The organism is uncultured Mailhella sp., from assembly GCF_944324575.1.
Classification (GTDB): domain Bacteria; phylum Desulfobacterota; class Desulfovibrionia; order Desulfovibrionales; family Desulfovibrionaceae; genus Mailhella.
In genome coordinates this window covers 1-3,604 of record NZ_CALUWV010000148.1, presented here as the reverse complement: position 1 = coordinate 3,604, position 3,604 = coordinate 1, and the positions used below count along the sequence as shown (strand labels likewise).

The window sequence follows — 3,604 nt, the reverse complement described above, 5'->3', positions numbered from 1 at the left end:
GGCTTCGGCGCTTGTGCCGAGGGTGGCCTTGAGATGGGCCTCAACCTCGTCGATATGCTTCTTCACGTGCGCCATGACCTCGGGCTTGTCATGACTGAGCTCGGAAAGAATTTCCTCGTCATTTTCCAGAAGCTTCAGCGCCAGCCAGCGGGTGGGATAGGGAGCGCAGCCCACGCCCTCCTCGTCGAGAGCTTCGGTCAGATGCTTGAGCACGGGGTCAAGGTCCGGTCCGTAGGATATGCACAGAGGATGCCAGGGCTGGCCTTCGAACTTCCGGCTGAATGTCAGCGTCTTGTGCAGGTATTCCTGCAGCCCTTCACCGGTTCGGGCCACGGTTTCAACTACCGGCACACCGAGGCGCGCGGAGAGCTCGGCCACATCTATGCTCATGCCCATGGCACGGACTTCGTCCATCATGTTCAGACCTATGGACACGGGAACGCCCATTTCCATGAGCTGAACGGCCAGATACAAATTGCGCTCAAGCGCGCCGGCGTTGAGCAGTGCCATGACGGCCAGAGGCTTTTCCGTACCTATGACGCGACGGGCCACCCGCTCTTCCTGCGTGTAGGCCGTAAGGGAATACGCACCGGGCAGGTCGATGATGCGTATGGACTCACCGTCGTAGTGGGCTATGCCTTCCTTCTGCTCCACGGTGATGCCGGGATAGTTGCCCACGTGCTGACGGGCGCCCGTCAGGGCATTGAACGACGTTGTTTTCCCTGAGTTCGGATTTCCGGCGAGCGCAAGCGTAGGCAGGCTGCTGCTCGGCAGCCCGTCACCGGAATGATGAAAATAAGACATCAGTCTACCTTCTCTACCAGAATGAAATCGGCTTCATTGTTGCGCAGGCTCAGGGTGAAGCCCGGCAGGCGGAGGGCTACGGGATCGCGCAGCGGCGCGCGGCCTATCACTTCAACTTCGGCCCCGGGCACCAGTCCCATGTCGCGGATGCGACGCCCCAGTTCCCCGTCGGCGCGTACAGAAGCTATGCGTACCTTGGTACCTACAGGAAGAGAACGAAGAGGTATGCTCATAAAAACATCCTTGAAATGCTGAGGGTTGTTCTCCTCGCATCGGAAGCTTCAGAGCGCAGGCCCGGCACAGGAAACGTTCCGCCTGACTTCTCGGGCATGCTGTCGTGAAACGACTTCGCCCTGAATATCCCGATACGAAATGCGGTTTCAACAAGCTAAACTCACGCCGCCGGCTTGTCAAATCATAGCAGGCCTCTCTTGCCCCTGTTTTCAAGCTGTGTCATAGTCGATTGGTACCTTTGCCCGTGTTTCCCAGAGCAATGGGGCTTTTTTTCACCTTTCTCCCCGGCCCGAATCATGTCTGTTCTGCTTGACGTTCAGCATCTCACCGTTTCCTTCGGCTCCACTCCTGTCGTACGCGATGTCAGCTTTCAGCTTTTTCCTGGACGCACGCTCTGTCTCGTGGGCGAATCCGGCTCAGGCAAGAGCATGACTGCCTTCTCCATCATGCGTCTGCTCCCCTCTCCGGGACGCGTGGCTTCCGGCTCGCTGCTCTTTGATGGCGAGGATCTGCTGAAGCTTGATGAAAAAGCCATGCGTTCGCGACGGGGACGCGACATTTCCATGATCTTCCAGGAGCCCATGACCTCCCTGAACCCGGTGCTCCGCCTCGGAAAACAGATTGCGGAACCTCTGGAAATTCATGAAGGCCTGCACGGACAAGCCGTCGAAGAGAGAACCGTGAACCTCCTGGAGCTTGTGGGCATACCCGACGCTCGCCGCAGGCTGAACGACTACCCGCATCAGTTTTCCGGCGGCATGCGCCAGCGGGTCATGATTGCCATGGCGCTTGCCTGCTCTCCCAGGCTTCTTCTGGCCGACGAGCCCACCACGGCCCTCGACATCACCATTCAGGGACAGATACTGCGTCTGCTCGGCAGACTGGCCAGAGAACGCGACATGGGCGTTCTGCTCATCACTCACGACCTCGGCGTGGTGGCGGAAGCTGCGGACGACGTAGCCGTCATGTATGCCGGAGAGCTCATGGAGCAGGCTCCCGTCGCCTCATTCTTTGAACGCCCTCTTCACCCCTACTCGCAGGGACTCATGGCCTGCGCTCCTCTTCTCGGCAATCACAACAGCGAAAGGCTCCCCTCCATTCCGGGCATGGTACCGCTTCCCTCCGAGCTGCCCGAAGGCTGCTCCTTCCGCCCCCGCTGTCCCCTGGCCTCGGAGCAATGTTTTCAGACCCCGCCGCTCATCCCCGTCGGAGAAGCCCGTCTGGTCCGGTGCTGGAAGGCCTCCGCATAAAATTTTTCCCGGAAAGAAAAAAATGCTTGCCAAAGGTCGGCAAATTTACTAAGAACATTCCTGCGCCGAAGTGGTGAAATTGGTAGACACGCTAGGTTCAGGGTCTAGTTCCCGTTCGGGAGTAAGAGTTCGAGTCTCTTCTTCGGCACCAGAATGAATGCAAGGGTTACGGTTTATGGCCGTAACCCTTTTTTGTTGCAGACGAAGTTTTCTCCGCACAGTGCTGCAACGAGAAAATCTCTTGGACGCTCCAGGCTGTATGACAGCGCTCACCATGAGCGCGTCCCTGCCGTTCTTTCATGCTCCCGACAGAACTTTCTTCTTTCCTCCGGTCGCCGCACATCAAAAAGCGCGCAGAGGCGCAGGACTTCTGCCTTCCCGGCCGCCCTAAGCAGCCGAAGCGTCACGAACCATGTCGAACTCTTTGGAAGACGCCGCGCCTTCCCAGAGCGAGCCTTCCCGCTTCCGCCGCTTCGGGACGTGCGCTTTCTGCGCTAGCCCTCTTTTCCTCCGTCCGTGCAGCATATCCCGCCCCTGTTTTCGCACGATGTGCGTCCCTTCATTTTCTTGTAGAGCGTCGTTCGATTGATGCCGAGCAGCGCCGCCGCCCCCTTCGGACCGGAAATGCGTCCGCTCGTAATCTTCAGCACTTCCTGAATGTACCGGTTCTCAAGCTCCTCAAGGCTCGGCAGGCGCTCCAGCACGGACAGGACATCCCTCTCCCCTCCTGCTCCGGCAGTTTCCTTCTCCTGCAGCGTCTCTCCGCTTCCTGACAGCTTCCGTTCCTTTGCCGAAGCGACCGCCGGCTCTTCCTCCGGCGGCGTCATGGCTTCTGCATCCTCCAGCGCCAGATACAGATGATCGCTGTCGGACAGCGCCGCTGCCTGCGCCATGACGTTGCGCAGCTCGCGGATGTTGCCGGGCCAGGCATAACTGCAGAGCCTTTGACTGTCCGCAGCGCTCAAGTCCGGAACTTCGCGATGATATCGTCCTGAAAAATGACGCAGGTAATGGCGGGCAATGGCAAGGATGTCCTCTTTTCTCTCGCGCAGGGGAGGAATGGAAAGCATGACCACGCATATCCGATAGTACAGGTCTGCCCTGAAACGCCCCTTTCGGACTTCTTCTTTAAGGTTTCGATTGGTCGCGGCAATGAGCCTGAAATCGGACTAGATGGACTAAGTGCCGACAAGACGCACGAAGTTGCGCTGCTGCAGAATTCGCAGCAGCCTTACCTGGCAGCGGGGGCTGATGTCGGGAAGCTCGTCCAGAAAAAGCGTTCCGCCGTCAACGAGTTCCAAAATCCCCTTCTTCTG

At 58.6% G+C, this 3,604-nt stretch carries 4 protein-coding genes, 1 tRNA gene and 1 pseudogene; 2 read left to right on the top strand and 4 right to left on the bottom strand.

Features of this window, described 5'->3' with window-relative positions:
- Both Q0J81_RS10830 and Q0J81_RS10825 read right to left on the bottom strand, forming a co-directional pair.
- Positions 1-804 (bottom strand): FeoB small GTPase domain-containing protein (locus tag Q0J81_RS10830; protein WP_294447842.1); only part of this gene is annotated, 804 nt, incomplete at its 3' end.
- Positions 804-1,037, bottom strand: a complete 234-nt coding sequence (locus tag Q0J81_RS10825) for a FeoA family protein (protein ID WP_294447841.1) — start codon at positions 1,035-1,037, stop codon at positions 804-806. The genes Q0J81_RS10830 and Q0J81_RS10825, both read right to left, overlap by 1 nt.
- Positions 1,038-1,334: 297 nt before the next feature.
- Between Q0J81_RS10825 and Q0J81_RS10820 the strand changes: the two genes are divergently transcribed.
- Entirely contained in the window at positions 1,335-2,288 is a 954-nt protein-coding gene (locus tag Q0J81_RS10820) for an ABC transporter ATP-binding protein (protein WP_294447840.1), read from the top strand.
- A 64-nt stretch (positions 2,289-2,352) separates the two neighbouring features.
- Positions 2,353-2,439, top strand: a tRNA-Leu gene (locus Q0J81_RS10815).
- A 343-nt stretch (positions 2,440-2,782) separates the two neighbouring features.
- Here Q0J81_RS10815 and Q0J81_RS10810 read toward each other — a convergent pair.
- Both Q0J81_RS10810 and Q0J81_RS12340 read right to left on the bottom strand, forming a co-directional pair.
- Positions 2,783-3,358, bottom strand: a complete 576-nt coding sequence (locus Q0J81_RS10810) for a helix-turn-helix domain-containing protein (RefSeq protein WP_294447839.1) — start codon at positions 3,356-3,358, stop codon at positions 2,783-2,785.
- Between the two features lie 6 nt (positions 3,359-3,364).
- Positions 3,365-3,592 (bottom strand): annotated as a pseudogene (locus Q0J81_RS12340) (sigma 54-interacting transcriptional regulator); the annotation flags it as partial.
- Positions 3,593-3,604 lie beyond the last annotated feature (12 nt).

Excerpts from the sequence above, each read along its gene's own strand:
- Q0J81_RS10825 (WP_294447841.1), bottom strand. The coding sequence starts at position 1,037 with ATGAGCATACCTCTTCGTTCTCTTCCTGTAGGTACCAAGGTACGCATA.
- Q0J81_RS10820 (WP_294447840.1), top strand. The coding sequence starts at position 1,335 with ATGTCTGTTCTGCTTGACGTTCAGCATCTCACCGTTTCCTTCGGCTCC.
- Q0J81_RS10810 (WP_294447839.1), bottom strand. The coding sequence starts at position 3,358 with ATGCTTTCCATTCCTCCCCTGCGCGAGAGAAAAGAGGACATCCTTGCC.